The organism is Pseudomonas sp. 13159349 (genome assembly GCF_013305685.1).
In the GTDB taxonomy this organism is placed as follows: Bacteria; Pseudomonadota; Gammaproteobacteria; order Pseudomonadales; family Pseudomonadaceae; genus Aquipseudomonas; species Aquipseudomonas asiatica.
Window position 1 is genome coordinate 2,610,366 of sequence record NZ_CP045553.1, and the last position, 26,792, is coordinate 2,637,157.

Annotated in this window: 21 protein-coding genes and 1 pseudogene; 12 read left to right on the forward strand and 10 right to left on the reverse strand. The window is 61.8% G+C overall.

Features of this window, described 5'->3' with window-relative positions; all coding sequences use genetic code 11:
- Nucleotides 1-13 precede the first annotated feature (13 nt).
- From GEV38_RS12270 to aroE, 5 genes are read left to right on the forward strand one after another with little or no spacing between them, the layout of a single operon-like run.
- Nucleotides 14-961 carry a ketopantoate reductase family protein gene (locus GEV38_RS12270; protein ID WP_173895837.1) on the forward strand — a complete coding sequence of 316 codons (948 nt, stop codon included), beginning with the start codon at nucleotides 14-16 and terminating at the stop codon, nucleotides 959-961.
- Nucleotides 958-1,356 (forward strand): VOC family protein, encoded by a 399-nt coding sequence (locus GEV38_RS12275; protein WP_015270100.1) that lies wholly within the window; start codon nucleotides 958-960, stop codon nucleotides 1,354-1,356. The genes GEV38_RS12270 and GEV38_RS12275 overlap by 4 nt, the downstream gene beginning before the upstream one ends.
- Nucleotides 1,353-1,808: a MaoC family dehydratase gene (locus GEV38_RS12280; protein WP_003256790.1), complete on the forward strand. Its 456-nt coding sequence runs from the start codon at nucleotides 1,353-1,355 to the stop codon at nucleotides 1,806-1,808. The genes GEV38_RS12275 and GEV38_RS12280 overlap by 4 nt, the downstream gene beginning before the upstream one ends.
- Nucleotides 1,805-3,037, forward strand: a complete 1,233-nt coding sequence (locus tag GEV38_RS12285; RefSeq protein ID WP_054573808.1) for a CaiB/BaiF CoA-transferase family protein — start codon at nucleotides 1,805-1,807, stop codon at nucleotides 3,035-3,037. The genes GEV38_RS12280 and GEV38_RS12285 overlap by 4 nt, the downstream gene beginning before the upstream one ends.
- The gene (aroE, locus tag GEV38_RS12290; RefSeq protein WP_054573807.1) at nucleotides 3,034-3,852 is read left to right on the forward strand and encodes a shikimate dehydrogenase; all 819 of its coding nucleotides are present in this window, start codon (nucleotides 3,034-3,036) and stop codon (nucleotides 3,850-3,852) included. Before GEV38_RS12285 ends, aroE begins: the two co-directional genes overlap by 4 nt.
- 53 nt (nucleotides 3,853-3,905) lie before the next feature.
- Here aroE and GEV38_RS12295 read toward each other — a convergent pair whose 3' ends face one another.
- The 8 genes and pseudogenes from GEV38_RS12295 to GEV38_RS12330 form a co-directional block, all read right to left on the reverse strand.
- Nucleotides 3,906-4,625: a proteasome-type protease gene (locus GEV38_RS12295; protein ID WP_015270103.1), complete on the reverse strand. Its 720-nt coding sequence runs from the start codon at nucleotides 4,623-4,625 to the stop codon at nucleotides 3,906-3,908.
- 41 nt (nucleotides 4,626-4,666) lie between these two features.
- Nucleotides 4,667-5,446: a transglutaminase family protein gene (locus GEV38_RS12300; RefSeq protein ID WP_015270104.1), complete on the reverse strand. Its 780-nt coding sequence runs from the start codon at nucleotides 5,444-5,446 to the stop codon at nucleotides 4,667-4,669.
- On the reverse strand, nucleotides 5,443-6,393 hold the full coding sequence (locus GEV38_RS12305) for an alpha-E domain-containing protein (protein WP_015270105.1): 951 nt from the start codon (nucleotides 6,391-6,393) through the stop codon (nucleotides 5,443-5,445). The genes GEV38_RS12300 and GEV38_RS12305 overlap by 4 nt, the downstream gene beginning before the upstream one ends.
- A 3-nt stretch (nucleotides 6,394-6,396) precedes the next feature.
- On the reverse strand, nucleotides 6,397-7,806 hold the full coding sequence (locus GEV38_RS12310; RefSeq protein ID WP_015270106.1) for a circularly permuted type 2 ATP-grasp protein: 1,410 nt from the start codon (nucleotides 7,804-7,806) through the stop codon (nucleotides 6,397-6,399).
- Between the two features lie 478 nt (nucleotides 7,807-8,284).
- Nucleotides 8,285-8,775: pseudogene (locus GEV38_RS12315) on the reverse strand (GNAT family N-acetyltransferase).
- Nucleotides 8,776-9,211: 436 nt separating this feature from the next.
- A complete protein-coding gene (locus GEV38_RS12320) occupies nucleotides 9,212-10,477 on the reverse strand; it encodes an MFS transporter (protein WP_039612867.1) in 1,266 nt (421 codons plus the stop codon).
- Nucleotides 10,478-10,510: 33 nt separating this feature from the next.
- Nucleotides 10,511-11,581 (reverse strand): sugar phosphate isomerase/epimerase, encoded by a 1,071-nt coding sequence (locus GEV38_RS12325; RefSeq protein ID WP_015270109.1) that lies wholly within the window; start codon nucleotides 11,579-11,581, stop codon nucleotides 10,511-10,513.
- A gap of 111 nt (nucleotides 11,582-11,692) precedes the next feature.
- On the reverse strand, nucleotides 11,693-13,198 hold the full coding sequence (locus GEV38_RS12330; protein WP_054573806.1) for a PLP-dependent aminotransferase family protein: 1,506 nt from the start codon (nucleotides 13,196-13,198) through the stop codon (nucleotides 11,693-11,695).
- Nucleotides 13,199-14,094: 896 nt separating this feature from the next.
- Here GEV38_RS12330 and GEV38_RS12335 point away from each other — a divergent pair.
- A complete protein-coding gene (locus GEV38_RS12335) occupies nucleotides 14,095-14,331 on the forward strand; it encodes a hypothetical protein (protein WP_015270586.1) in 237 nt (78 codons plus the stop codon).
- Nucleotides 14,332-15,113: 782 nt separating this feature from the next.
- A complete protein-coding gene (locus tag GEV38_RS12340; protein ID WP_054572909.1) occupies nucleotides 15,114-17,666 on the forward strand; it encodes an EAL domain-containing protein in 2,553 nt (850 codons plus the stop codon).
- A 22-nt stretch (nucleotides 17,667-17,688) separates the two neighbouring features.
- Here the strand turns inward: GEV38_RS12340 and GEV38_RS12345 are convergent, their stop codons facing one another.
- Complete coding sequence (locus tag GEV38_RS12345; protein ID WP_054572910.1) at nucleotides 17,689-18,603, reverse strand: LysR family transcriptional regulator; 915 nt, start codon at nucleotides 18,601-18,603, stop codon at nucleotides 17,689-17,691.
- A 199-nt stretch (nucleotides 18,604-18,802) separates the two neighbouring features.
- On the opposite strand from GEV38_RS12345, the gene GEV38_RS12350 reads away from it, so the two are divergent.
- The 4 genes from GEV38_RS12350 to hutH all read left to right on the forward strand — a co-directional run bounded on the left by GEV38_RS12350 (nucleotide 18,803) and on the right by hutH (nucleotide 23,064).
- Nucleotides 18,803-19,771, forward strand: coding sequence for an ABC transporter substrate-binding protein (locus GEV38_RS12350; protein ID WP_015270114.1), 969 nt, complete (start codon nucleotides 18,803-18,805; stop codon nucleotides 19,769-19,771).
- Nucleotides 19,772-19,846: 75 nt separating this feature from the next.
- The gene (locus tag GEV38_RS12355) at nucleotides 19,847-20,698 is read left to right on the forward strand and encodes a proline/glycine betaine ABC transporter permease (protein WP_015270115.1); all 852 of its coding nucleotides are present in this window, start codon (nucleotides 19,847-19,849) and stop codon (nucleotides 20,696-20,698) included.
- Nucleotides 20,695-21,528, forward strand: a complete 834-nt coding sequence (locus GEV38_RS12360) for a glycine betaine/L-proline ABC transporter ATP-binding protein (protein ID WP_081013972.1) — start codon at nucleotides 20,695-20,697, stop codon at nucleotides 21,526-21,528. Before GEV38_RS12355 ends, GEV38_RS12360 begins: the two co-directional genes overlap by 4 nt.
- A 12-nt stretch (nucleotides 21,529-21,540) precedes the next feature.
- Nucleotides 21,541-23,064 carry a histidine ammonia-lyase gene (gene hutH / locus GEV38_RS12365; protein ID WP_015270116.1) on the forward strand — a complete coding sequence of 508 codons (1,524 nt, stop codon included), beginning with the start codon at nucleotides 21,541-21,543 and terminating at the stop codon, nucleotides 23,062-23,064.
- 412 nt (nucleotides 23,065-23,476) lie between these two features.
- On the opposite strand, the gene GEV38_RS12370 is transcribed toward hutH, so the two are convergent.
- Nucleotides 23,477-24,802 carry an SDR family oxidoreductase gene (locus GEV38_RS12370; RefSeq protein WP_054572911.1) on the reverse strand — a complete coding sequence of 442 codons (1,326 nt, stop codon included), beginning with the start codon at nucleotides 24,800-24,802 and terminating at the stop codon, nucleotides 23,477-23,479.
- A 361-nt stretch (nucleotides 24,803-25,163) separates the two neighbouring features.
- On the opposite strand from GEV38_RS12370, the gene GEV38_RS12375 reads away from it, so the two are divergent.
- Nucleotides 25,164-26,792, forward strand: a complete 1,629-nt coding sequence (locus tag GEV38_RS12375; RefSeq protein ID WP_015270118.1) for a mechanosensitive ion channel family protein — start codon at nucleotides 25,164-25,166, stop codon at nucleotides 26,790-26,792.

The following is a 26,792-nucleotide window of genomic DNA, read 5'->3' on the forward strand; positions in this document are numbered from 1 at the left end:
GGAGGTCAGCGATTTGAAAATCTGCATTCTGGGCGCCGGCGCCCTGGGTTGTGCCATCGGTGCGGCCTTGAGCGAAGCGGGGCACGAAACCTGGCTGTTGAACCGTGGCCATGCACATGTCGAGGCGATGAACCTGCACGGGCTGCGGGTGCAGGACGAACGCGGCGAGCGGCAGGTCCCGGTGAAGGCAGCCTGCGCCGCGGCAACCGTGGGCGTGGCCGACCTGGTGGTGGTGCTGGTCAAGTCATTCCACACCGGCGAGGCGATTGCCGGGGCCAAGGCGCTGATCGGGCCGCAGACGCTTGTGCTGTCACTGCAGAACGGTCTTGGCCATGAAGACATCCTGGCCGAGGCCGTGGGCCGTGAGCGGGTGCTGGCTGGCAAGACCTACGTCGGTGGCGTGCTGCTGGCGCCGGGTTCGATTCGCGCCGGTGTTGCGGGCAAGCAGACTTTCATCGGCGAGCTCGACGGCCAAAGGACGCTGCGTGTGCAGGCCATCGCCGAGGTCTTCAATGGCGCCGGGCTCGCCACCACGGTCAGTGACAACATTCTCGGCACCATGTGGGACAAGCTGCTGGTCAACGTCGCGACAGGCGCGCTCAGCGGCATCACCAGGCTCGGTTATGGCCAGTTGTACAGCGAGCCGCTGCTGGAAAGCACCGCCAAGGCAGCGGTGGCTGAAGCCATTGCCGTCGCTGAACGAGCAGGCATCCGCCTGAGCCTCACCAGCCCGGATTCTGCATGGCGGCTGGCCGCCGAAGGCCTGCCGGCAAGCTTCCGTACCTCGATGCTGCAGAGCCTGGAAAAGGGTTCGGTCACCGAGATCGATTTCATCAATGGCTCCGTCGTGCGCTGGGGCCAGCGCCATGGCGTGGCCACGCCGGTCAACGCGACCCTGGTGGCCTGCATCAAGGGCATCGAACGCGCCATGGCCGATCAGCAGAAGGGGAGTAATCCATGAGCCAGCCGAAAGCCTACCTTGAACACGTGGCGTTCTGGGTGCGCGACATCCAGTGGCACATCCGCTTTTTCAGCGAGGTGTGTGGCATGACCATGCGTGAAATACAGGGTGACGTCGAGCAGCCTGCACAGTACTGGACCCTTGGTGGCCTGCAGTTCATCCACCAACCGGACTTTGCCGGCCCGGAAGGGCGCATGGCGCACCTGGGCATCATGTGCGAGGACCTCGAAGCTACCCTGGCCGCCGCACAGCGTTTCGGCGTGAGCGAAATGCCCCAGGGCCGCAACTGGCTGCGCCTGCCTGACGGCCTTGCGGTCGAGTTCATTCAGGCATCGCCGGCGAAATGCGTCGCCCAGGCACTGGCCATCGACCCACGTGCAGAGGTGGTGGCATGAGCGTAGTGGAAAGATACTGGGACGATGCCCGCGAAGGCGATGAATGCATCAGCCCCACCTACACGGTGACCCGCGAACGTATCCTGGCCTACGCAGACCTCACCGGCGACCACACCCCGGTGCATGTCGACGAGGCCTACGCCAACGCCAGTCATTTCGGCTGCCTGGTTGCCCACGGCCTGTTCGGCCTGTCGATCGCCGACGGCCTGAAGACCCAGTGCGAATACCGCTTTGTACCGGGCATGTCGCTGGGCTGGACCTGGGACTTCGTGCTGCCGATCAAGGTCGACGATGTGCTGCACGTGCGCATGCGCGTGGGGGCGATGCGCCCGAGCAACAGTCGACCGGGCTGGGGCATCGTGGTCTTGCCGTCGGAGCTGATCAACCAGCACGGCGAAGTCGTGCAGCGTGGCGAGCACCGGCTGATGGTGCCCCGGAGGGTGCAGGCATGAGCCAGGCATTGCCATTGGCAGGTATCCGCGTCATCGACTACAGCCACTTCCTCGCCGGGCCCTATGTGGGCCGCTGCCTGGCAGCACTCGGCGCCGAGGTGATCAAGGTCGAACGGCCGGGCAGCGGCGATGCCGGGCGCCAGCATGCATTTACCCTTGATGAGCAGCAGAGCGGTTACTTCCTGCAGCTGAACATGGGCAAGCAGGGCGTCAGCGTGAACATGAAGGACCCGCGTGGCAAAGCGTTCATGCAGCGCCTGACCGACTCGGCCGATGTGTTCATCGAAAACTATCGCCCCGGCGCCCTGGACAAGCTGGGCCTGGGCTATGCCGAGCTGTCGGCGCGCAACCCGCGTCTGGTGTACTGCTCCATCTCCGCCTATGGCCATACCGGGCCGGATGCCCACCGCGCCGGTTTCGGGCTGATCGCCGAGGCCAAGAGCGGGATCATGCAGATGGTCGGCGTGCCGGGCGAAGCGCCGCCGTTGCTGCGCATTTCCCTTGGCGACATGTACACCGGCATTCATGCCGTGGCGGCGATCAATGCGGCATTGCTGGGCCGGGTGAACAGTGGACGCGGCCAGCACATCGACATGGCCCTGTACGACACGCTGGTGTCGATGCATGAATATGCGGTGCAGTGCTACACCTTGTCCGACGGCACCGTCCTGCCCGAGCAGACCGGCCATGACATGCCCACCTCCACCCTGTACGGCGTGTTTCGCGCGGCCGATGGCGACTTGGTAATCGCCGCCCAGGTCGACGATGCCTGGAAGCGCTTTGCCGCGATGCTGGAAGCCAACGGTGGCCCGGCCGGGTTCGGCAGCGACAGCCGCTACCACAGCCTCAATGGCCGCAACGCCCATCGCCAGGCGATTCTGGCCGTGGTTCGCGACTGGGTCGGCGCGCGCCTGGTGGCGGATATCCTGCAGTTGCTCGATGACATCGACATCCCCAGCGCCAAGGTGCAGCGCATCGACGAGGTGGTGGCCGACCCGCAGATTAAGGCGCGCGACATGGTCATCGAGCAGCAGCACCCGCGCTACGGTACCTTGCGCCTGCCCAACCTGCCGTTTCGCTTTTCCGACTGTGACACCACGATCCACCAGGTGGCCCCGGACCTCGGTCAGCACAATGCCGAAGTGGCCGCCGGCCTAGGTTTCACCCCTGAAGAAATCACCGCCATGCAGGCAGACGGTGTGCTGTTCACCCACGGAGATGCACGATGAGCGACCGCTATGCAGTGATCGGTCGGCCGATCAACCACACCAAGTCCCCGTTGATTCATGGCCTGTTCGCCCAGGTCGCCGGCCAGTGCCTGGAGTATGGCGCGCTGGAGGGCGAGCTCGAGGGCTTCGAGGCTCAGGTACTGCAGTTTCGCAGTGATGGCGGGTTGGGCATGAACATCACCGCGCCGTTCAAGCTGCGAGCCTTCGAGCTGGCCGACCAGCGCAGCGAGCGCGCCCAGTTGGCGCGGGCGGCCAATGCGTTGAAGTTCGAGGATGGCCGTATCTTTGCCGAAAATTTCGACGGCATCGGCTTGCTGCGGGATATCGAGGAAAACCTCGGTGAGCCGCTGGCCAATCGACGGGTACTGTTGCTCGGCGCCGGTGGCGCGGTACGCGGTGCATTGCTGCCGTTCCTGCAGGCGGGGCCGAGCGAGCTGGTGCTTGCCAACCGTGACATGGCCAAGGCGCTCGCCCTGCGCAACGAACTGGATCATCCAAGGCTGCGCATCAGCCGTTATGAGGAGCTGGAGGGACAGTCCTTCGACATCGTGGTCAACGCCACCTCTGCCAGCCTCACCGGCGAGCTGCCGCCACTGCCTGAAGGCGTGCTGGGCGCGACGCAGCTGGCTTACGAGCTGGCGTATGGCAAAGGCCTTACGCCGTTCCTGCGCATGGCCCAGGCGCAGGGGGTGGTGCGCCTGGCCGACGGTGTCGGCATGTTGGTCGAGCAGGCGGCGGAGGCTTTCGCCTGGTGGCGCGGGGTACGGCCAGAAACCCGCGCCGTCATCGATCGCCTGACTATTCCGCTGGAGTAGGACCAAGGCCACTGTAGGAACGGGCATGCCCGTTTCCACAGTGGCCCTGCCAATCAGTACGGCGGCGCTGGCAGTTCGGCCAACAGTCTTTTGAGCCCGTCGCTCCACTGCCTGCGTATCTGCTCGTAATACACATCGTCGCTGGCGATACGCTGGCGTTTCGGTGTTTCCAGGCTGTCCTTCTGATACACCAGCAAGTCCAACGGCATGCCCACCGACAGGTTGCTGCGAATGGTTGAGTCGAACGAGATCAGGCCACAGCGCAACGCTTCATCGAGTGGCATATGGTAGCCGAGGTTACGGTCCAGAATCGGCCGCCCGTACTTGCTTTCGCCCAGTTGCAGGAACGGGGTGTCCGGCGTGGCCTGGAAGAAATTGCCCTGCGCATAGACGTTGTATATGCCCATGGGGCCGCCGGCAATCTGGCCGCCGACGATGAACGAACTGCTCAGGTCGATTCCGGCCGACAGCTTGCTGCGATCACGGCTGACCACCTCGCGCAAGGTGTCGGCGACCAGTACCGTTGCATCGTAGAGCGTCGCAACGTTCAACAGGTGGGGGCCGGGGCCCTTCGTACGTTGCTGGAGCAGGTTCACCACCGATTGCGAGGTCGCCAGGTTGCCAGCGGTCTGCAGGACGATCAGGCGCTCCCCCGGCACGCCGAACACGAACAGCTTGGCAAAGCTGGCGATCTGGTCGATGCCCGCATTGGTGCGTGAGTCGCTGATGAAGACAAGCCCGTCCGCCAGGTGCATGGCGACACAATAGGTCATGCTGTTTCCCTTGTTTTTTTCATGAACGGATGCCGCACCTGTCATTGGCGGTGCACGTGTACGCTGGCCTGCATCGATTCGGCGCCGCCCCCGCGGCGCACGCCCCTGACCGGGCAGGCATCGAGGTAGTCCAGGCCCACTGCCAGCTTCAGGTGGCGTTCTGGCCGGGTCAGGCGGTTGGTGATGTCGAAGCTGTACCAGGCGTCATCGACCCAGGCTTCCGCCCAGGCATGGCTGGCCAGGTGCTGCTCGTCTTCGGTACATAGGTAACCGGACACATAGCGTGCCGGAATACCCAGGCTGCGCGCGCAGGCGAGGAACGCATGGGTATGGTCCTGGCACACCCCGGCAGCGCCGCTGAACGCTTCGATGGCAGTGGTGCCCACCGATGTGGCACCGGGGCTGTATGGCATGTGCTCGGCCAGGCCTTGCATCAGCCCGATCAGCGCCGCCCGGTCGCGGTGCTCGCCACAATGTCGGCTGGCGAAGGCCTTGAGTGTGTCATCGGCCTGGGTCAGGTGGCTGCCGCGCAGGAAGGGCAGGGGTGAATGTTCGCCGGCCTCCTGCTCGCGATCCGGGTCGATTTCTACCTGGCCGCTGGCGGTCAGTGCCAGGTGGCCATGGGGTTTGTCCAAGGTCAGTACATGCAGGATGTTGCCATACGGGTCGATCTGGCCCTTGACCTTGCAGGGCAGGTCGAGTTGCCATTCAGTGATGCGCTGGCGCTCGCTGCTGCGTGGCGTCAGGCGCAGGAACTGGATGCTGTTGCACACATCGCTTGCATAGCTGTAGGTAGTGTCGTGGCGAATGGACAGTTTCATACGACCTCCAGATAGGAGTGGTGGACCGCCTGGCCCAGTTGATTGATGCGCCCAATGAAGTCGCTCAACCACGGGTGCAACCCTGCTTCGAGTATTTCGTCGATCGCGGTGTAGCGCAGGCGAGCGTTGAGTTCGGCGGCCATGCGCTGGGCGGCGCGCCCGGTGCTGCCCGGCAGGCTGGCAAGGATCTGGTCCAGCTCCTCGATGCAGGCATGCAGCGAGCGGGGCACATCGACCCGCAGCAATAGCAACTCGGACACCGGTCGTGCACTGGGTGCGGCGCGATACAGTTCGTTGAAGGCTTCGTAGGAGGTCAGCGCGCGCAGCAAGGCGCTCCATTGGTAATAGCCGCGGGCAGAATCATCGCTGACTTCCTCGGAGGCCTCCCCGAACATTTCATAGCGTGCATCGAGCAGGCGCAGGGTGTTGTCAGCCCGCTCCAGGAAGGTCCCCAGGCGGATGAAGCTGTAAGCGTCGTTGCGCATGATGGTGCCTGAAGTAGCACCGCGGAACAGGTGCGAGCGTTCCTTGACCCAGTCGCAGAACTGGCTGATGCCATAACGGCCGAGACCATTGCTGGCAATGTTGCGCATCTCGATCCAGGTAGCGTTGATGTTCTCCCACATGTCGGCAGTGATGCGGCCACGCACTGCGTGGGCATTGGTCCTGGCCGCCTGCAGGCAGCAATAGATGCTGCCGGGGTTGGTCGCATCGAGGGCGAAGAAGTGCAGCATGCGCTCGGTGTCCAGCTCGGTGTGCCGGCGGCGGTAGTCGTCCAGCGTTCCGGATGCCAGCAGTGACATGGCCAGCTCGGCATGGCCGTCGCTGCGGCCAGCCTGGGGCATCAGCGATAGCGAATAACTGACCTCGAGCATGCGCGCAAGGTTCTCTGCACGCTCCAGGTAGCGCGACATCCAGTAAAGGTCGGAAGCAGTTCTCGAAAGCATGGTTCAGTCCTCCACCACCCAGGTGTCCTTGGTACCGCCGCCTTGCGACGAGTTGACCACCAGCGAACCTTCCTGAAGGGCCACGCGGGTAAGGCCGCCTGGCACCAGTCGGGTTTCACTGCCGGACAGCACGAACGGGCGCAGGTCGATGTGGCGCGGCGCGATGCCGCTGTCGACGAAGGTCGGGCATGTGGAAAGGCACAGGGTAGGTTGAGCGATGTAGGCGTGCGGGCGGGCCTTGATGCGGGCGCGGAAGTCCTCGATCTGTGCGCTGGTCGCCGCAGGCCCGACCAACATGCCGTAGCCACCGGACCCCTGGGTTTCCTTGACCACCAGCTCGGGCAGGTGGGCCAGGACATGGGAAAGCTCTGCAGGCCTGCGGCACTGCCAGGTAGGGACATTGTTCAGGACCGGCTCTTCGCTCAGATAGAAGCGGATCATGTCGTCGACATAGGGGTAGATCGACTTGTCGTCTGCCACCCCGGTGCCTACCGCATTGGCCAGCACCACGTTGCCAGCGCGGTACACCGAAATCAGCCCCGGCACGCCCAGCATCGAGTCAGGGTTGAACGACAGCGGGTCGAGGTAGTCGTCGTCCAGACGGCGATAGATCACATCCACCTGTTTTGGACCAGCGGTAGTACGCATGTAGACGTGCTCGTCACGGATGAACAGGTCCGCACCCTCGACCAGTTCGATGCCCATTTCCCGGGCCAGGAAGGCGTGCTCGAAATAGGCACTGTTGAAGCGGCCAGGGGTGAGCAACACGGCAGTGGGGTTGTCCAGTGGGCTGGCGCTCTTGAGCGTGTCCAGCAGCAGGTTGGGGTAGTGGTCGATGGGCGCGATACGCTGTGCGGCGAACAGCTCGGGGAACAGCCGCATCATCATCTTGCGGTCTTCGAGCATGTAGCTGACCCCGCTGGGGGTGCGCAGGTTGTCCTCCAGCACGAAGTAGCTGCCATCCCCGTCACGGACCAGGTCGACGCCAGCGATATGGGCATAGAGCCCACGGTGTAGGCCCAGGCCCTGCATGGCGATCTGGTAGCCTTCGTTGGCCAGCACTTGTTCCGGCGGGATGATGCCGGCCTTTAGGATGCGCTGGTCGTGGTAGATGTCCTGCAGGAACAGGTTCAACGCCTGAACCCGCTGGATACAGCCGCGCTCGACCATGCGCCATTCGCTGGCGCGAATGCTGCGCGGGATGATGTCAAAGGGGATCAGGCGCTCGGTGTCCTCTTTGTCACCGTACAAGGTGAAGGTGATACCGGCGCGGTGAAACAGCAGGTCAGCTTCGCGTCGGCGTTGCTCCAGCAACTCCAGCGGGGTGTTTGCCAACCAGCGGGCGAACTCCTGGTAATGCGGGCGGCAACTTCCGTTCGTATCATACATTTCATTGAAAAATGCCCGGGACATACCCACTCCTTGCCACCGTTGCCGGCAGCTTCATTGCGGTTCATCTACGTGTTTCAGGGTGCGGCCTTGCGGGTCGGTGGGTGTTTTGTCTGCGGTGAGCCTCGAATCCGATCAATTGCTGTGCGTTATGCACGCAAGAGGCCATTGCAATGAAGGTGCCGAAAGCCAGGCACAGTTCTGGAGTGGCAACGGGCTGGCGGTAACACCTTGAAACTCTTGGGTTTTATTGCTGAATTCGCTGACTGCGCCGCATGCAGCCGTGCGGGAACGTCGGGAGGGGGGAGCAGGCGCGCCTCGAAAAAAGGCGCGCTATGCACCGAGCTGCAGCTTTTGCTCCGAATTGGAGCGAGTCCATGGCGAGGCGGCACTCCGGCCGCGCAAGCAAGGAGTAGTGCGTTTCGTTCCAAGTGTCAGGTTATGACGCAGTCACCGACGCAGAATGCTCTGGGCGTCGCTTGCAGATCGAAAACGGTCACTATCATTCAATGGATTTGGCCATTTCCGACGTTCCATCCAGCCGGTCTGCTCATAGACCGGTTTACCCGTCTCGGTGGCATGCAGGACAGCGAAGGTGATACCTCGGCGAGCGAACTCGGCGTCAGCAGCCTGCATCAAGGCCGAAGCCAGGCCGCGGCGGCGGTAGGCCGGCTGGACGAACACATTCAGCACGTACCCACGTTTGTCCAGGGTTGGGTGCGATGGATGGGGAGGCCAGTCAATGCTCATCAGGCCGATGGCTGCAACCGGTTGGTCGCCATCCAGGAGCTTGAAACCGTAATACCGACCGTCACCGAGCCGCTCTTCCAGCCATGGGCGAAAGTGCTGAGTCATGACTTGCAGTTTTTCAGGGTCGCCACCTGCCTCAAGAAACATCTCCTGGCGATGCGAGCAGATCATTGCTGCGTCAGCGGGCCCGACTGGCCGACACTCCAGGCCTGAAGACGCTCCACATCCTTGTAGCTCGATCATCGTTTATCCAACGTAAGTGGCCGATTCATGAGAAGGCAGCCTATGGCCTCTTCAGGCCTGCTTGCAATGGCTTGGTTCAACGCCTGGCCCGCCAGACGAAACAAGATCCAATGGCTAACGATCGACCTTGGCAAGCAACTCAGCTTTTGTCATCTCTCATGGAACTGCACATAACTCATTGAATCAGCAGGGCCCATGTAGGAGCGGCCTTGTGTCGCGATGGGGCGCGCAGCGGCCCCGGCAATTTCAACTGTTGCGCATCAATCCTGGGGCCGCGATGCGGCCCTTTCGCGACACAAGGCCGCTCCTACAGGTACAGCCACAACCTCGAGAGCAACGCTGTACCTGTGGGGTTTTAGCCGCGAACACCGGCGTTGTGGGCGGAGGAGGGCTCGGCATGATGGACGAACCCTCCTCCTGAAGCCCATGGCGACGATCAGGCTTGTACCGCGTCGGCCCCGCCAGAGAGCACGGATTTTTTGCGTACCGCTTGATAGAGAAGGCTGGACACCATGAAGCCTGCAATGGCCAGCATGCTCATCAGAATGAACACATAGTTGTAGCCCTGTTGACCAGGGAAGTGGTCGAGGATCGCGCCATAGATGACGTAGGCAAACATGCCGGGGGCATAGCCGATCAGGCAACCGATGCCGAAGGCCGAGCCGGTGATGTGCTGGGGAATGCCGACTTCGCCCATGGGGGCCCAGAACACGCCGCGCATCGAGAAAACAATCAGGGCGAAGGATAGGGTGGCCGCCATCCCCGCATAGATGAAGCCCGGGCTTTTAGGAATCAGCATGATCACGGCCATCAGCGGCAATAGCGCCAGAAATGCCCACTTCAGGTAACGGCTGGTACTCTTGAACTGCTTGTCGGCAATGAAACCGCCGGCAGGCCCGCCGAGGATTTTCAGGAAGTATTGATTGATGATGCCGTAGGCGCCTACCAACGCTACTGGCAACCCGTACATTTCCTTGAGGTAGGGGATGAAATAGGTCAGGCCGCAGTAGACGATGTAGACCATGAACACATTGAGGCTGACCAACCAGATACCGGGTACCTTGATAGCCTCCATCAGGTTTGCCAGACCGTTTTTCGGCTTGGTGGCCGATTGCGCATTACCGCCCTTGAGCAGGACCCAGGTCAGGGTGCCAGCCAGAATGTCGATGACCGAGTAGAACAGGATCGCCGATTTCAGGCCGGCTTCCCCCGAGCCCATGGCGACGAACACGCCCAGTGCGGAAAAGGCCACCAGCGTATCAACCACGCCACGCCCGCCTTCCAGCAGGCCGAACAACCGGCCTTGCTCCTGATCGTCACCCAGATTGCGGATGGCCTTGAGCAACGATGGCCAGAACAGGCAGTCGGCACAGACGGCCAACAGACTGAACACGATCAGCAAACTGCTGAAGGGCGGAAAGGTCGCCAGGTACAACCCCAGGCTCCCGGTCCCGATCAGGCCGAGGGGGATCAGTTTGCGCGTGTCGTAGCGATCGGCGAGCAGGCCACCAACCACGAACAGTGCAGTCGCGATGATCGCGTTGGCACTCAACAGCATGCCGATTTCAGTGTGGCTCAGGCCCATGAATTCCTGCATGGGGACATAGAAGGCGTCCTTGAGGTTCGCCAGCTTGTAAATGGTGCCGCCACCAAGGATGAGAATCAGGAATCTGAGCCATTTGGCCTTGTTTTGAGTTGTCATTATTGTTCTCCGGGCGTAATCGGGTCGTCAGGTTCAGGCGTTGGAAGGAGCGGCCAGGGTCAGTTCAGCCAAGGTGCGCAGTTCGCCCAGCAAACCTCGGACATAGGCCACCTGATTGTTCGCCCAGCGGTGTTCGTCGGCCAGCATGCGCTCGAGCGAGTAGCCTTTCGGGAGCGGCGTTTCGCTCATCTCCCGGTAAGCAATGAATGGATCGGCTGCTTCGAGGCTCTGCCGGAAGGCCGGGGCCACGTAGTGATTTTCCTGCTCGAGAATGAACGCGATCACTTGCGGGGTTGCTTCGCCCAGCATCAACAGTTCGAACAGCATGCGGGCGCTGGGCAGATCGTCTTCGTCGCTGCCTTGCAACACGCCGTAATGGCCGAAGCCGTTTTGTTCGGGGACGATGCGTACGCCCTTGAGGTGAGCCTGGCGGATGTGCGGCGCCAGGTTGTGCAGGGCCTGCAGGGGCTGTTCGCAGGCATTGATCATGTTGCCGAAGTCGAACAGGGCATGCAGGCGAGGGTGGTTGACACGGTTGAGCAGCTGCGCGATTTCGCTGCTCTTGAGTTCTTCATGCTGCTCGAAGTCAAAGTACAGATCGTTGGCATCGGCCTGTTGTGCGAGGTAGTGCAGGTCGGTCTCGATCACGTCCATGACCCGCGACAGCGGACCCTCGTAACGTGAGTAGACACGGATGTTGCGCACCCCCAGTGCCTTGGCGATGGCGATCACCTGGTCGACATCCTTTTTCAGCGTGCTGCTGATTTCCAGATGCACATCCAGCCCCAGCGCCTTGGCCTTGCTGGCAAACACCTGGAGCTGCTCTGGCGACATCTGGCTCAGGCTGTTTTCCTCGCCGTCGAGCAAGTGCAGGCTCAGGCCTTGCAGCTCGTGGCGATAGGCGAAGTCCAGCATGTCCGCGGGTGTGACACGACCGTGGGTGAGGTTGGTCAGTAGCGGGTAGGCGTGGGCAAACAGGCGCAATTGCCCGAGACGCTCAAGCAGCCGCTGGGCCAGTGCCTCTGTCAGCACTGGAGCAGCCACGTGTTCGACCACCTTGTGGCTCAGCAAGGCGTTGAATCGTTCCTGGATCTTGTTGTTCATTAGAGTTGTTCCTGGTTCAGGCACCGGTCTACCGGCGCAGCCTTTATCGCGCCAGCCAGGAACTCTCGATAGATCCATTATCAACTAATTGATAAGGCCACTTTCCACGCATCAAGTGGTCGGCGGAAGATAACCCAGCGTGCGCAAAGCCTGGGCCAGCTCCTCGACACGCTCCCGGGCCTGCTTTTCAGGCGTGCCGGCAAAGCCGATCAACAGGGCAGGCGGCAGGTCATGCTTGATGCGGTAGTCGCTCAAGGCGTAGGTGTGGATGTTGTGTCGGGCCAGTTGCCGGGCGATTTCAGTGTCACTGAGTTCGGGGGGCAGCCAGGCGATCAGGTGCATGCCGGCATCCGTCGGAGTGATCCTGAAAAAGCTGCCGATCTGCTTTTCAAGTTGTTCGATCAACGCCTGCTGGCGCGCCTTGTACAGTGCACGCATGCGGCGGATGTGCCCCAGGAAGTGGCCTTCGCTCATGAAGTCGGCCGTTGTAGCCTGAAGCAGTGTGGGCGGGCTGCGATCCATGACCGCGCGCAGGGTGCAGAAGGGCTCGACCAGAGCCTGCGGCAGAATCACGTAACCCAGTCTCAGTGACGGGAAGAGCACTTTGCTGAATGTGCCGACATAGATCACTCGGGCCATCTGGTCCATGGCATACAGTGCCGGAAGAAGTCGACCACTGTAGCGAAACTCGCTGTCGCAATCGTCCTCGATGATCCAGCTCTGATGCTTCGCAGCCCAGTCGATGAGTGCCTGGCGCCGCACATAACTCAGGGTGACACCCAAAGGATGCTGACGCGAAGGCGTACAGAATACCAGGCGCGCATCAGGGCACTCGGCAAGGCCTTGCTGGACATCGATCCCCTGTTCATCAATACGCAACGGAATGATCTGGGCCCCCTGGGCTTGCAACGCAATTCGCGCGGCGATGTGCCCAGGGTCTTCCATCCAGACACTGTCCTGCGGATTGAGCAGCAGCATGCCCAGCAGGTTGAATGCTTGCTGCGCGCCGGAAACGATCACCACTTGCCCGGCATTGCAGTCGATACCTCGCGCATCGAAGACATACTCGGCAATCGCTGTGCGAAACGCCTGCAAGCCTTGCAACTCGCCATAATCCAGGATCGCCTTGGTTGGCTTTAGCAAATGACGGTTCATCAGGCGCCGCCAGATTGCTTGCGGAAACCCTTCATAGGTGCTGTGACTAGGCAGGAAGGAGGTCGGCGTCGCCGGATCCCAGTCGGCATAGGACACCCCGCGAAAATGATCGCTGCGCAGCGACAGCATCGACTGGCTCAGTTCGGACAGGCGCGGTGGCTGGCGCGGTTGCTCGTCCTCGATACTCCGGTTTTCCCACTCAGTACCGACATACGTACCTGCACCCGTGCGCGAGGCCAGAAAACCTTCGGCAATCAACTGATCGAAAGCATTGAGGATGGTGATCCGCGACAGCCCCAACTCGATGCTCAAGGTCCGCGTCGACGGCAGGCGCACGCCCCCCTGAATTCTGCCGTTGAGTATCTGTTTGCGAATTTGCAGATACAGCTGACGGTACAGAGGTATGGCACTGGCACGGTCCAGTTCGATAGCCGACAGCAGCAAACCTGTGGGGGATTTCATGACATGCTCGTCTGGGTGAAACGGGATTTGACCCGGGAACCGTCAGGCGACGGGATTTCAGGGTAGCGAGCGATACCCGATAAGTCATCCGTCCGGCTTTGATGTCCGGCGCAGCGTCCGTTTTGGGTAGATAGTGCCCAGTCGCGAATGGCTACAAACGACCCAAAGCGGACATCTGTGACCGGGGCCGCTTCGCGGCCCATCGCCGGCAAGCGCGGCTCCCACAGGTACAGCGCATGCCTGAAGGCTGGTGATATTCCTGTGGGAGCCGGCTTGCCGGCGATGAGGCCGGTACTGACTACAGAGCTTTGGATCAGTGTCCGCCGTGGGTCGTTAGCCGCCATTCGCGGTCGATCGCTTTTGGCCAAGGCGGACGCTAAAGGATAACTGGTTTCGTAAGCGCGACGCCGTCCCTTTGTGAGCGGGTTTACCCGCGAAGAGGCCGGTGCAGGCGACACAACATGGTGATCACTGCTGATTGGCCAGCAGGTGATGAGTGAGAGGCGCCAACGGAAGTGTTACTGCACATTCCCTTCGCTTGAAACGCTTCCCTGACACCGGTAGTCTTTGCCCGCTGCTGTAAGTCCAGCGGCCGGGTTTGGTCACCCGCAATCATCAAGGCGCACAAGCGCCCGCTCTGCGATACAGTTGGCGCTTTTTTGTGCCCGCTGTTTCGTTTTATGGCGGCTGTGCGTGGGGCGCCTCCGTGCGCGCCGGTTTCCTTGATTCCCGGTTGACCAACCCGCGTACAGTCGCCACCCATTCGTTTGGTCACGTTGTGTGGCGGCTCCAGTGAATCAAGGAGCGACACAATGACAAAAGGCTTACCCGATCCTCCCGTACGCGCCACCACGGCGTCCTCCAGTTTCTCCACGTGCGAATGCAGCCACCCACCGTTGTTTGCCGTGCGTTCTGGGGTGGACTACGAAGATGCGCTGGTGCATCTGTCCACGCTGCTCAAAGGCGCGTTTGCGACCAATCTCAAGGCACTGGAGCTGGCCAAGGGAACCTGTCGTGATCTGTTGTTGAGCAATGACCATGGGCTGGATTCGGCCAAGGCGGTGGTGGAGGCGTTGCTGGATGGGGTGGAGAGGCAGCAACTGGTTGGGCGGAAGACGGTGCCGGGTGTCTGACGGGCGCTTGGGCTTTGTTTGATTCAAGCGGCAGCCGTGATTGACCTTGAGGGCCTCTTCGCGGGTGAACCCGCTCCCACAGGTACAGCGCCAACTCGAAGCCCGCGCAGTACCTGTGGGAGCGGGCGCGCCCGCGAAGCAGGCGCCGCGGTGAATGGCACCGGCTTTGCCGGTGTTCGCGGGCATGCCCGCTCCCACAGGCACCGTGTGATCTCAAGTGCGACGCCGGCCCTGTGGGAGCGGGTTTACCCGCGAAGCAGGCGCCGCGGTGAATGGCACCGGCTTTGCCGGTGTTCGCGGGCATGCCCGCTCCCACAGGTACCGTGGGATCTCAAGTGCGACGCCGGCCCTGTGGGAGCGGGTTTACCCGCGAAGCAGGCGCCGCGGTGGATGGCACCGGCTGTGCCGGTGTTCGCGGGCATGCCCGCTCCCACAGGTACCGTGGGATCTCAAGTGCGACGCCGGCCCTGTGGGAGCGGGTTTACCCGCGAAGCAGGCGCCGCGGTGGATGGCACCGGCTGTGCCGGTGTTCGCGGGTAAACCCGCTCCCACAATGATCGCCGTTGGGCAAAACGACAGCTATGGGTCGTTATCCGCGGAACGCACCAGAACCGTTATCCAAACTGGCAGTCGTTCACCGCTGGCAGGCCCCCGCGCTGTACTGACCATAGCCCCGTATCAGGCTCTAGGTTGCCTTTCGCCAACCACCGATCGTCAGCTCCATCGACCTCCAAGCCCGCCGCCCGGTCAACCGGGAGACCCTAGGCCGCGATGGTGAACCAATGGACGTCTTTGCTGACAATGAAATGTCGACCCGCAGTGATGTGGTCGGGCAACTGATCGTGGCGTTTTCCCTGATTCTGCTGTTGGCCTTGTTGCTGGGGCTGTTCTCCCTCTACCGCCTCGCCGGGGCGCTGGACGCCCGAGAAGTGGAGCAGAGCCGCTTCTATGCTGAATCCGCCATGGCCCAGCTGCAGAAGAACGACAGGACGTTCCTGCTGACCCATGCCAACTGGCAGGCCGCCTATGATCACTTGGGCGGGCAGGTCGATGCACATTGGGCATACGACGAGGACAATGTCGGCGCCACGCTCTATACCTCCGATGGGTACGAAGGCGTATATGTGCTCGATGACGACGGTACGCGGTACGCAATACTGGACGGTAAGCTCAGCCAGCTGGGCCTGGAGCAGCATACCGTCAGTGCCGGCAAGATCCTGCAGGAGGCTCGGCAAGCAGCGCAGCACGATCAGGCGTCTTCAGGCTATCTGGTCTTTCGTGGCCAGCCGGCGGTGTACGTCGCTGCACTGATCCGCCCGCAGACCCAGCCGGCCCGCCCGCCGGGACCAACTGCGGTTTTGGTGTTCATTCGGGTTCTATCGCCACAGGTGCTCTTGCCGCTGGGCCAGGCGGCGGGGCTGTTAGGCCTGGCCGTGGGCGATTCGGCCGATCAGCGCCAAGGGCGCGGTGCCCTGCCACTTGAAGGCAGCGGCCACACCTTGACATGGGATATACCGCAGCCCGGCACCGAACTGATCCACACGGTAATCGCGCCCTTGGCTATCGCCGTTCTATTCATCGCACTGAGCATGGCATTGTTTGCACGCTACGCGATCCGCGCCAGCAGCAGGATCGATCGCAGCCACCGTGCTCTGGTGACTTCCAGGGTTGCCCTGCAATCAAGTGAAGAGCGCTTCAAGGCAGTGGCCGAAGCTGCCTCGGACTGGATTTGGGAAACGGATGTGCTCCTTCGCCTGACCTACCTTTCGGACCGGTTCACCGAACTCACCGGGCACCCCGTCGAAGCGTGGCGACAGCGCCCGATTACCGAGTTGCTGTCGTGTGATACCAGCAACCTCCGGACCTCGCTGCACAGCCTGGCCGCGACAGGCTCCTCCGGCACGCTGCGCTGCCAATACCAGGACCATCTAGGCCAGCAGCGTATCTGCAGGATCGCTTCGCGCGCGATCGTGGCCGAGGGCGTGTGTACCGGCTTTCGTGGCACGTGCAGCGACATCACCGACGAAGTGGCCGCCCATGCCCAGATTCAGCACCTCTCCTTGCACGACGCCCTGACCGGCCTGCCGAATCGCAACAAGCTGTTCCGTTTCCTCGAACAATCAGCCCCTGGCGCTGAGCTACCCAAGGTGGCGCTGTTGATGCTCGATCTGGACAACTTCAAGCCAATCAACGACAGCCTTGGGCATCCGGCCGGCGACGCGGTGCTGCTCGAGGTAGCGAGCCGCCTCGGTCAAGTTACCCGTGACAGTGATCTGGTCGCCCGTCTGGGAGGCGATGAGTTCATCGTCGTACTGACCCGGCCAGGCGATCACCAGGACATGGACCGATTCTGCATGCGCGTGATCGAGGCGATCAAACGCCCCATTCAGGTCGAAGGGCATGTCGTGCAAGTGGGGGTAAGCCTGGGTGTAGTGCTGTCGGCCGAGTACCCTGGTACGCCGAGCGACCTGATCCGACACGCCGACGTGGCCCTTTACAGCGCCAAGCAGGCGGGCAAGAACACCTGGCGCTTCTTTTCGGCACAGATGAACGCCGCTTTGATGGAGAAGCGTGTGCTGGAAAGCGAGCTGCGCGAGGGCATACCGCGTGGCGAGCTGGTGCTGCATTTTCAGCCGCGCTTCAAGGTCGATGGGGTCTCGATCGCATCGGCCGAGGCCCTGGTGCGCTGGCAACACCCGCGCCTGGGCCTGCTCCGCCCGGATCGTTTCATCCCGCTTGCCGAAGAGTCCGACCTGATCGTGCTGCTTGGCAACTGGGTGCTGCAGGAAGCCTGTACCAAGGCGCGGGGCTGGCCGCAGGCGGTGATGGTCTCGGTCAACATGTCGCCGGCCCAGTTCAGCCGCAGCGATGTGGTCCGCGACGTCGGCAACGCGTTGCGCGCCACCGGGCTGCCAGCCCACCGCCTGGAGCTGGAAATTACCGAGAACGTCATGCTCAACGATGTCGAAGGCGCACTGCACACCATGCTTGCACTGAAAGAGCTGGGCGTGCGCCTGAACATGGACGACTTCGGGACCGGTTACTCCTCGTTGGGTTACCTGCGTACCTACCCGTTCGACAGCATCAAGATCGACAAGCGCTTCGTGCAGCACCTGGGAAAGAGTGGCAGCGACCGTAGCGTGGTCCAGGCCATCATCAACCTTGGCAATGCAATGGGCATGACGGTGACTGCCGAAGGTGTCGAGACCGCCGAGCAACTGGCCTTGCTCAGCGATGACCAATGCCATGAAGTACAAGGCTTTTTGCTCAGCAAACCGCTGGAAAACGAGGTACTGATGGGGATGATGAAAGACCAGGTATCGTTAGCGCAATGACGCCTCGCAGAGGAGGGCAGTTTCATTCGGATGCAAACGACGGCCGCTCCGCGAACCATGCCACCGCCAGGTCCTTGAACGCCTCAGCCGAAGGCGTCAGCGGATAGCGCTGATCATGCGCCAGCACGATGCTGTGCGTTGGCAATTTCTCCTCGGTCGGCCGACACACCAGCGCTTGGCCATCATAGCTGCGGTCACCAAATGGCCGGGTGTAGATCAGTGCCACGCCAAACCCGTTGGCGACCAGGCTACGCTGCATCTCGAAGGTGCGCACGCGGTGCACAGCGGCGGGCGAAAGATCGTAGAAGCTGAACAGGTCCAGCACATGCTGCCAGCTGTGGACCTGATCGGTGACTACCAGTGTGTATTCGGATAGCGCTTTGAGGCTGACGCGCGATTCCTTGGCCAACGGGTGATCGGCAGCCAGCAGTACCTGAGCGGTCAGCTGGCACAACTGGGTGCATTGAGTGTTCGGCGGCAGACCCAGATCGTAGGTGATCGCCAGCTCTATCGCACCCTCACTCAGCCGCTTGCCAACATAATCGAAGCTGCCTTCGCGCATATCGACCGTGACCCTCGGGCAGGACTCCTGCATCCGTCGCACAATTTGTGGCAGGCAATAGGGCGCCAGGTCTTCAAAACATCCGACCACCAACTCTCCGACACACTCTCCTGCATTGGCATTGATCTCGGCAAAGGTCCGAGCTTCGCTCAGAACGCGGCGGGCCTGGACCATGACGGTACGCCCGAACGGGGTCAGCGATATGCCGAGGCCACGTTGGCGCACGAAAATCGATTGGCCCAGCACCTCTTCCAATTCGCTGATGGCCGCCGAAATGGAGGGCTGTGAAACATGAAGCTCCATGGCGGCAGTCGTCAGGTTCCCGTGCTTGGCCGCTGCGAGCGCGTAGCGCAGTTGTCGCAGTGTGAACTTCATAGGTTTTTCCGTTGTGATACATCAGGACATATTATTTTATCCTTTTTTGAGGTTGTGAAATATTTCCTCTGTGCAGTGGCCACCGATCACAGGTGCCACGCCGATGCCGATTGCAAGGCTGATCAGCCAGTTTGGCGACCCTCTTTGGGCCGGATGCCCTCGACTACTGCAATCCATGTTCTTGTTTGGGAGCGTCACAATGAAAATTACAAAGGCTCTGCTGACCACCACACTATCTTTCGGGCTGCTGGCGGCCGCTGGTGCCAGCCAGGCGGCCGGCTGGTGCGAGTCTGGCAAACCGGTGAAATTCGCCGGATTGAACTGGGAAAGCGGGATGCTGCTCACGGACGTGATGCAGTTCGTGCTGAAAAATGGTTATGGCTGTGAAACCGACAGCCTGCCGGGCAACTCCATCTCCATGGAAAACGCCCTGAGCAGCAACGACATTCAGGTGTTTGCCGAAGAGTGGGTGGGGCGCAGCGAGGTCTGGAACAAGGCGGCGGCCGCCGGCAAGGTCGTTGGCGTCGGCGCGCCGGTCGTTGGCGCGGTCGAAGGCTGGTATGTGCCGCGTTACGTGATCGAAGGCGACCCCAAGCGCAAACTCGAAGCCAAGGCACCGAACCTCAAGACCATCGCCGATCTTGGGCAATACGCCCAGGTATTCAAAGACCCGGAAGAACCGGACAAGGGGCGCTTCTACAATTGCCCGGCCGGCTGGACCTGCGAGCTGGACAACAGCGAGATGCTCAAGCACTACGGCCTGGAAAGCAGCTACACCAACTTCCGCCCGGGCACCGGCCCGGCACTGGATGCCGCCGTGCTGTCGAGCTACAAGCGTGGCGAGCCGATCCTGTTCTACTACTGGTCGCCGACGCCGCTGATGGGCCTGGTCGACCTGGTCAAGCTGGACGAGAAGCCAGGCGTGGATAAATCCCTGACCATCAAGGTGGGCCTGTCGAAGGCCTTCCACGAGCAGGCGCCGGAACTGGTGGCAGTGCTGGAAAAGGTCAATCTGCCGATCGACCTGCTGAACCAGAACCTGGCGCGCATGAGCAAAGATCGCATCGAGTCGCCGGAACTGGCCAAGTTGTTCCTCAAGGAGCACCCCGAGGTCTGGCACAGCTGGGTCAGCGAAGACGCAGCCAAAAAGGTGGACGCGGCACTCTGAGCGTATGGGCTTGTCCGGCTCCTGCCGGACAAGGCACGCGACAGTCCGTTTCATGCACTTGCTCGAGAGAATTCCATGTTTCCCAAGAACTTCACGTTTTCCATTGCCGACTGGGTCAATGGCTGGGTCGATGCGCTTGTAACCAACTACGGTGACGTGTTCCGGCACATCTCCGACACCCTGCTGTGGGCCATCGTCAACCTCGAAGGCCTGCTGCGCGCAGTACCCTGGTGGCTGATGCTGGCCATTGTTGCTGGTATCGCCTGGCACGCCACCCGCAAAGTCGTGACCACTGCCGTGATCGTCGGCTTGCTCTTTTTGGTCGGCGCGGTCGGCCTCTGGGACAAGCTGATGCAGACCCTGGCGCTGATGCTGGTCGCAACGCTGATATCGGTCCTGGTCGGCATTCCGCTGGGTGTGCTGTCGGCGCGCAACGATCGCCTTCGGGCGGTGTTGATGCCGCTGCTCGACATCATGCAGACCATGCCCAGCTTCGTGTACCTGATACCGGTGCTGATGCTGTTCGGCCTGGGCAAGGTGCCGGCGATCTTTGCCACCGTCATCTATGCCGCGCCGCCGCTGATTCGCCTGACCGACCTGGGCATTCGCCAGGTGGATGGCGAGGTCATGGAGGCGATCAACGCTTTCGGTGCCAATCGCATGCAACAACTGTTCGGTGTGCAGCTGCCACTGGCGTTGCCGAGCATCATGGCCGGTATCAACCAGACCACCATGATGGCCCTGTCGATGGTGGTCATCGCCTCAATGATCGGTGCCCGCGGCCTGGGTGAAGACGTCCTGGTCGGCATCCAGACCCTGAATGTGGGCCGCGGCCTCGAAGCGGGCCTGGCCATCGTGATTCTGGCGGTCGTGATCGACCGTATTACCCAGGCCTATGGCCGACCACGGCATGGGGTGGGCAAATGAGCGCCAAACAGACAATGAACAAGATCGAAGTCAAGAATGTCTTCAAGATATTCGGTGCTCGCGTCGAAGATGCCCTGAAACTGATCCGCCAGCAAAAAGCCAAGGATCAGGTCCTGGCCGAAACCGGCTGCGTGGTTGGGGTCAACGATCTCTCGTTGTCCATCGGCAGCGGCGAGATCTTCGTGATCATGGGGCTGTCGGGCTCGGGCAAGTCGACCCTGGTGCGCCACTTCAACCGCCTGATCGACCCGACCAGCGGCCAGATCCTGGTCGATGGCGAAGACATTCTGCAGTACGACATGGACGCCCTGCGCGAATTCCGCCGGCACAAGATCAGCATGGTATTCCAGAGCTTCGGCCTGTTGCCGCACCGCACCGTGCTGGACAACGTCGCCTACGGCCTGAAAGTCCGTGGCGAGAGCAAGGCCAGGTGCGCAGAGCGTGCCCTGCACTGGATCAACACCGTGGGCCTCAAGGGTTACGAAAAGTCGTACCCGCACCAGTTGTCGGGCGGCATGCGTCAGCGCGTCGGCCTGGCCCGCGCCCTGGCAGCCGACACCGACATCATCCTGATGGACGAAGCCTTCAGTGCGCTCGACCCGCTGATTCGCGCCGAAATGCAGGACCAGTTGCTGGAGCTGCAGAAGACACTGCACAAGACCATCGTCTTCATCACCCACGACCTGGACGAAGCGGTGCGTATCGGTAACCGGATTGCCATTCTCAAGGACGGTCGCCTGGTCCAGGTCGGTACGCCGAAAGAAATCCTCTACCAACCTGCGGACGAATATGTAGATCGTTTCGTGCAGCGTCGCGTAGCTTCGCTTTAAGGAACCGGGTATATGTCGTTTGCCGAAAGAATCATCATCGCCGACGCGCCAGTGCGTTGGCAGGACGTGGTGGCAGTGGCCCGGCATGGCGCGAAGCTTGAGCTGGCCCCATCGGCCTGGGCCCGGATCGAGAACGCCCAGGCGATTGTCCAGCGCATCGTTTCCAGCGGTGACCGCGCCTATGGCGTCAACACCGGGCTTGGCGCCTTGTGCAATGTCTCGTTGCAGGATGAACAACTCAGCCAGCTGTCGCACAACACCTTGCTCAGCCATGCCTGTGGCGTGGGTACGGCGCTGTCGGACGAACAGACCCGGGCGATCATGTGCGCGGCGATCATCAATTTCTGCCAGGGCCGTTCCGGCCTGCAGCGCAAGGTGGTCGAGGCGCTGCTGACCTTGCTCAACCAGCACATCACGCCGCAGGTGCCGAAGCAGGGGTCGGTGGGGTACCTGACCCACATGGCGCATATCAGCATCACCTTGCTGGGCGTCGGCCAGGTCAGCTATCGCGGCCAGATCATGCCGGCGCAGCAGGCCTTGGCCGAGGTCGGCCTGGCGCCGGTCAAACTGGGTGCCAAGGATGGCCTGTGCCTGGTCAACGGTACCCCTTGCATGACCGGCCTTAGCTGCCTGTCCCTGGACGACGCCACTCGGTTGAGCCAATGGGCGGATGTCATCAGTGCCATGAGCTTCGAGGCCCTGCGCGGCCAGCTCGATGCCTTCGACCCTGAAATCATCGCGATGAAACCGCACCCCGGCATGCAGCGCGTGGGCAGTAACCTGCGACGCCTGCTCGACGGCAGCGAAATCATTGCCAGCAGCCAAGGCATACGCACCCAGGACGCCTTGAGCATTCGCTCGATTCCGCAGGTTCATGGCGCCGCCCGCGATCAGCTGGACCACGCTGCGCGGCAGATCGAAACCGAACTCAACTCCACCACGGACAACCCGATGCTGCTGGGTACGCCCGAGTCGTATCGGGTGGTTTCCCAGGCGAATCCGCACGGCCAGTCGGTGGCCATGGCGGCTGACTTGCTGGCCATCGCGGTGGCCGAGATCGGGGCGATTGCCGAGCGTCGTCTCGATCGCCTGATCAACCCGTTGGTCAGCGGATTGCCGGCTTTCCTGGTCAGCCAGCCGGGAGTTAATTCGGGGATGATGATTGTCCAGTACGTGGCTGCTTCACTGTGTGCAGAAAACCGTCAGCTGGCACAACCGGCAGTCGTCGACAACTACGTCACTTCCGGCCTGCAGGAGGACCATCTGAGCATGGGCACCAATGCCGGGTTGAAGCTGCACCGCGCCCTGGAGAACTGCACGCAGATCCTCGCCATCGAATACCTGCTGGCGGCCCAGGCATTCGAGTTCCTCAAGGAGCAGCGCTTTGGCGCGGGTACCAGCGTTGCCTGGCGGTTGTTGCGCGAACGGGTCCCGGCGTATGCCCAGGACCGTTGGCTGGCCCCGGATATCGCCAGCAGCGCATCGATCCTGAAGGATCCGGGCCTGCTTGGCGCTGCATTCCCCGAGCTGTTATGAGCGATGCAAGGGCCGCTCATGGCTTCGGCTCCTGAGGCGCAAGACCTGTGCAATCGGGGGGCAAATGCCCCCTTGATTGTGAACGACCAATATTCAGAAAAAAGGCCAGGGTGCCATGCACCCTGGCCGAGCTCATTTCAAGTTAGCGATTTTCGCTACCACGACCGCCGCCGTGGCTGTCCTGTCCGCCTTTACGTCCAGCCTCAGAGTCGCGTTCATCACCTCATGTCGTCACACAGGAAAGTCTGTGTTCAACTCGGACGTCAGGCAGAGGGGCGTTTGCTCTACTGCATTTTGCTCGGCCCGACGGGTTGCGCGAAAGAACCCGTGCGGGCGCCGGTGGTGCAGCAGAGCTTTGTTCGCCAACCTTTGGGAAGGATCTGGCTTGCATCGGCTTTGACGGCACGGTCGTTCAGCTCCTGCGTCGTGAATGGGTGATTGCAAAACCCACGATCATTCCAAGCGCCGCTGTGCCTATCAGTAGAGGCGTCTTGTCTTTTGACTTCCTCCAACCCCCGTCGATACTCCTCCTGCCACTCGGCGGCTCAAAGAGGTTGCCTGATGATGTTTCGGCTTTCGGGCTGCGGTTTATCCCCCGACGCGTCAGCCACCCCGATAACAGAGGCAGGCCCGGTACCAGGTAGCTGGCCAGATGCGCCAGGCGGGCCGTGGCACCGACCGTGGTGTGAGCGCGTGGTGAGATTGCGCAGGCCACCATGGCCTTCGCCACAAGTTCGGGATCATATACAGGGCCCGGAGGCGTCAGCGCATGGCCTGTGTAGTTGCCGCCGTCTCGGAAGCCCGGTGTGTCCATGACGGCCGGATAGATATCGCACACGTGGATATCGGGAAACTCCGTCAATTCCCCCCGCAGCGCCTCGGTCAGGCCGCGCAAGCCGAACTTGCTCGCAGAGTACGCGGCTGCATAGGGTTGGGCCACCCAGCTGCCCAGTGACAGTGTATTGATCAGGATGCCGCTGCCCTGGGCTTTGAAGAGGGGGAGGGCTACGAACGCACCGCGCAGGTAACCCATCAGGTCGGTCTGAATGACCTGCTCGTGGGCCTCCAGCGGTGTTTCCTCGAAATTGCCGACCGCCCCGACGCCGGCGTTGTTGATCCAGATATCGATTCGCCCGTGGCCGAATTCTGCTGCCTGTGCGGCCAGCGCTTGCACCTGGTCGTTGCGGGTGACGTCGGTCGTGATCGCGATGGCATCGGTACCGCAGTCGGTGCATTCATCCAGCACGTCGAACAACGCCTCTTCGTCGCGCGCAGCGAGCACCAGGCGAGCGCCCTTGCAGGCAAATGCGTGCGCGGCGGCACGGCCGATACCGCTGGAAGCGCCAGTGATCACCACGACTTTGCCGCGCAGTGGCCCTCTGCTCGGAACGCCCCCGCGGGGCGCTTCCTGTTCTGTGCCAGATTTCTTGTGGTCGTCAAGTGGCGCGATCGTTTCGCTGGCCTCGATCCGAGAAAGCTCAAGAGCGGTGCCATCGACCAGGGTCAACCTCAGCCCTTCAATCGTGCCAGCCTCCCGGTTCGGAAACACGGGTTCACCCTCGGCATCCACGCTGTCGTAGATGAAGCGCGTGCCTTCGATCCACCCCACGGCGGTCAAAAGCTCAGGGCCGAGATAATACTTCCCGTCTTGAAAGAAGCCAGGGAACTGATGAGCCCGCTCCACGTTTTCCACGCGATAGCGTTCACCTGGTTTCATACCTGTCGCTTGATCGATCATTTTGCGAACCCCTGTAGTTGGACCTCGGAAATGCCAGCCTTTGCTGTGCTAGTCAGAAGCAGGCCCGGTGCGCTTGACGCTGCGCGGGCCAGCAACGCTCCGGATACCAAAGCGCTCGTTGGCACCTGCCCCGGCAGGCGCATCTTTGCGTGTTGGATATGCAGGGGAAGCCAGGGCGGACCGCAAAGTTCAGACCAACAAGTCCGGTGGTACCAAACGGTGCTTCGCTGCATCCGTGTGTCACAGGATGATGTCCTGAACCGCCGCGCCCGTATTTCCGCTGGTTCCTCAGCCCTGGGCAGTAAACGCTGTGCTATCACTACCTGCATGGTTTTCGCCATAGGGGCCCGGGGATCTCATGATGAAGCGCCTTTATTGCCTGCTGTTGATTCTTTTCACCCTGCAGCCCATGGCCGGGCACGGTATCGAGGTTGCAGGCAGTGCCACAGATGGCGTGCCCGGTGAGCCGGCCGAGCTGACCATCGCCAATCGCAGCATCTTCATCTTCCACGCCACCTTGCTGGGGGAAACGCCGGCGGCGCGGGTGCAACGGGCCACAGCCGTGATCGAAGAGGCCTTGCGCGGGACTGATGAGCTGAAGGTCAGCGTCGACCCCATCCTGAATAGCCACCTGGTGCTATTGGGAGGGCGGCGTGCCTTCATCATTGCGCCGCAGGACCTGGGCCTGGCCGGTGGCGACACTCGCGAAGCCGCCGAGCAGGCAGCCGCTATGCTGCGCCTGGTGGTCGACGAGACCGGTCAGGCCCGCAGCCTGCGCTTTCTGCTCAAGGCAGCAGGCTACTCGGCGCTGGCCACGTTGATCTACGTGGTGCTCATCAAGGGCACCAACCTGGCTCGGCGCAAGCTCCAAGGCCTGTTGCCGCAGCTGATGCGCGAGCGCGCCCGGCAGATACGGCTCGGGCAGATGCCGCTGTTGGACATGCAGCTGGTCTACACCGTGATCGAACGCCTGTTGCGGCTGCTGCACTGGGGCGTAGTACTGTTGCTGAGCTACCAGTGGCTGAGCTTCGTGCTGTCGCAATTCCCCTACACCCGGCCTTGGGGGGAAAGCCTCAACGTCCACTTGATCGACCTGTTACGTTATCTGCTCGACGGCATTTTGCAGGCAATTCCCGGCATCGCCGTGGCTATCATCATTTTTTTCATCGCCCGCGGTATCAGTGGCTTCAGTCGGCGCCTGCTGGAGCGCATGGCTCGGCCGGGCACCCTCAAGTGGCTGACCGAGGAAACCCTGCAGCCAACCACACGCCTGACCTCACTTGCCATCTGGCTGTTCGCCCTGGTGATGGCGTACCCGTACCTGCCGGGTTCCGGCACCGACGCCTTCAAGGGGCTGTCGGTGCTGCTCGGGCTGATGATTTCTCTCGGCGCCTCCAGCATTGTCGGGCAGGCGGCAGCGGGCCTGATCCTGACCTATTCACGCACCTTGAAGGCTGGCGAGTATGTGCGGGTAGGTGACCACGAGGGCACGGTGACCGAAGTCGGCATGTTCAACACCACGATCCGCACTGGACTGGGCGAAGTGTTGACCTTGCCCAATTCGATGATCACCGGCTCGGTGACACGCAATTTTTCACGTGTTGTACAGGGGCAGGGCTACATCGTCGATACTGTGGTCACCATCGGTTACGACACGCCGTGGCGCCAAGTGGAGGCGATGCTGGTGGAGGCGGCCAAGCGTACCGACGGCATACTGGAAAAACCCAGGCCGCAGGTGTTTCAGACCGGGCTTTCGGATTTCTACCCCGAGTATCGCCTGGTGGCGCAGGCGGTGCCGAGTGAGCCTCGGCCACGGGCAGAACTGCTGAGCCTGTTGCACGGCAACATTCAGGATGTGTTCAACGAGTACGGGGTGCAGATCATGTCGCCGCATTACCTGGGCGACCCCGCGCAGGAAAAGTGGGTGCCGCACGAGCGCTGGTTCACGGCACCTGCGCGGAAACCTGAGGTTGGCCAGCCGGGGGAATAG